This is a genomic window from Mycobacterium sp. (assembly GCF_049802695.1).
GTDB lineage: Bacteria > Actinomycetota > Actinomycetes > Mycobacteriales > Mycobacteriaceae > Mycobacterium.
The window spans coordinates 1-2479 of the sequence record NZ_JBARMY010000427.1 but is presented as its reverse complement, the minus strand read 5'-3'; the positions used below and the strand labels follow the sequence as shown (position 1 = coordinate 2479).

The following is a 2479-nucleotide window of genomic DNA, read 5'->3' as shown; positions in this document are numbered from 1 at the left end:
CGGTAACGCCGCTCGACAGATCGCTGGCCAGGAACAGGATCGCCGACGCAACTTCGTCTTCCGTCGGCAGCCGCTTGAGGTCGGAGCTGGCGGCGGTCGCGGCGTAGATCTCCTCCACCGAGGTGCCATACTTACCGGCTTGGTGGCTGAAGTAACTCTTCAGCGTATCGCCCCAGATATAGCCGGGCGCAACGGAGTTGACGCGGATGCCCTGCTCGCCGAGTTCGGTGGCCAACGATTGGGACATCGCCAGTAGCGCCGACTTCGCCATTTTGTAGGCGCCGTATTTGGCTTGCGAGTGCCGAATGACCATTGAGTTGACGTTGACGATTGAGCCGTTCGCATCCGCGAGTGCAGGCGTCAAGCCCTGGATGAGTCGCAGCGCGCCCAACACGGTGAGTTCGATGGCGTCGCGTATGTGCTGAAAGGTGGTGTCCGCCAACGGCTTCATCGATGGCACCCGGAACGCGTTGTTGATCAGCACGTCGACCTTGCCGTAGGCCGCCAGGCTGGCCTCGACGAGGTTCTGCACCTGCTCGTCGTCGGTGATGTCGGTGGTGACCGCGACTGCGCGCCGACCGGAGTCGGTGATTTCTTTGGCGACGTCATCGAGCCGCTCGGCGGTACGCGCAGCGAGCACCAAATCGGCACCGTCCTGGGCGCATCGCCGCGCCAGCGTGGTTCCGAGCGCAGGGCCCACACCGCTGATCACCACTACCTTGCCATCGAGCATCCCGGCCATCGCTACCCCAGCATCCTGTTCGCTATTTGGCTCTGACGCTGTGCGATTCGGTCGCGCCAGGCATCCTCGGAAATCTTGTTCTGTTCGTAGAACGGCAGGGCTGCCGGAACCGCGTCGGTGTCGACGAGTTCGATGCTGGGACCGTCGGCGTCGGTGAGCTTGCGTGAAACCCGCTGCCAGCGGAACTGCAGGAAGCCACGGCGATGGGTCAGGGTTTCCACCCAATTGGTGACGCCGGGATTCTGGTCGGCGACGACGATCCGGACCTTGCCGTCCGGATCCGCTTGCGCCTGAGTGGCGTTCAGCGATGTCTGGTGGTTGATGTAGTCCAGCGAGATGTACCACAGACTGCCCAGCTGAAAGCCCAGGTACGGCGCGTCGCTCACCGGCAGCGTGATGACCAGCGCTTGATCGGGACTCAGGTCGAAATGTCCGACCGAGGAGTACTGCGTCGCCAGACCGCCCGGCGTCAGCCGCGGCGCCACCAGGGTGTTGACCGGGATGTCGAGGTAGAACCACTGCGGAAACTGCAACCAGGTTTTCACGCGGTTGACCAACTGCTTTGCCGCTGAGGCATAACGTTTTTCGATCAGTTGGCGGGTCAGTGGCGGCGGTGCGGTGCCCGCGGTGTCCAGTCGCTGAACCGCCACGGTGCCGCGCCGCTGCGACCAGTCGCCGTAGACCTCGCGGATCACCAGTTGACCGGGGCTGGTGGGCCGCACCTGCCACTGAAAGGATCCGTCGTCGGCGATCTCCAGTTCACGGTCGTCGAAAGCCGCTTGGCTGGCCGGCACATTGTCGTCGGTGTATTCACCGCCGAGCACCTGAAAGCTCAGGTCGGTGGTGGTCCCGCGGATTCCGGTGACCAGGTAGTCGCGGTCGGGCTGCACCCGACAGCCGAAGTACAGGGTGTCGGGGTTGTCCAGGCCCATCTTGGTGAACGGCCCGGTGCCCGACAGCAGGAACGGGTGGTCCCGCTCGCAGTCGAACACCATGTGCGTGCACGCTGCCACGCACCCGGCGAGATATTGCAGTCCCTCGAGCAGGTCGGCTTCGGTCTCGATGTGGGGTGCGGCGGCCACCAGTTCTTCGGCTTCGGCGATCGCGGAGACCAGCGGCTCGGAGAAGGAAGGTGAGGACACGCCTAGACGCTAGAACGTGTTCTAATTATCCGTCAATGGCGAACATACCGCGTGCTGGCGTGAGCGCCCGCGGACGACGCCCACTCGCTACCTGACTACTAGGCGCACTGCTGCGACAGGTCGATCAGGTGCTGCCGCACATCCGGATGCCGATTCAGGTAGTCGATGACGTTGGGGCCACCGCCCTCGGCCTCAGACTTCGCCTGTAGTTGCTGGTGCACGTCGGGATGCCGCTGCAGATACGAGTCGATCGAATTACCCACGGTCTGATCATCACAAGCGGCGCTCGCCGGGCTCGCCGAGGGCAATGCAACCAGCACCGAGGCGGCGGCGCTGAGCAGTCCACCCGCGAGCAGGCGTCTGGAAAGGGTGGTCATCAGATGCTCCTTTTGGCAGCGGCTTTCCTTCGATGTATCGAGGTTACCCGCGACAGCATCACCGCTGCCTTTGCCGAAGCTGTGAAGCTAGTGTGCGACGGTTTCCTGCCCGCTCGCGGCTTGTTCGCGTTTGATCTCGAGCGCGATGTCGATCAACTGGTCTTCCTGACCGCCGATGAGCTTGCGCTGACCCGCCCGGTGTAACAGCTGGTGAGCCG

At 63.6% G+C, this 2479-nt stretch carries 3 protein-coding genes and 1 pseudogene; all 4 read right to left on the bottom strand.

Going from position 1 to position 2479, the window contains the following annotated elements:
* The coding region (locus WA317_RS17260) for an SDR family oxidoreductase (protein ID WP_425174190.1) at positions 1–742 on the bottom strand (742 nt) is incomplete at its 3' end.
* A gap of 2 nt (positions 743–744) precedes the next feature.
* Complete coding sequence (locus WA317_RS17255) at positions 745–1884, bottom strand: hypothetical protein (RefSeq protein WP_425174189.1); 1140 nt, start codon at positions 1882–1884, stop codon at positions 745–747.
* A gap of 98 nt (positions 1885–1982) precedes the next feature.
* Complete coding sequence (locus tag WA317_RS17250) at positions 1983–2261, bottom strand: hypothetical protein (protein WP_425174188.1); 279 nt, start codon at positions 2259–2261, stop codon at positions 1983–1985.
* Positions 2262–2348: 87 nt separating this feature from the next.
* A pseudogene (locus WA317_RS17245) lies at positions 2349–2479 on the bottom strand (4-hydroxy-2-oxovalerate aldolase); the annotation flags it as partial.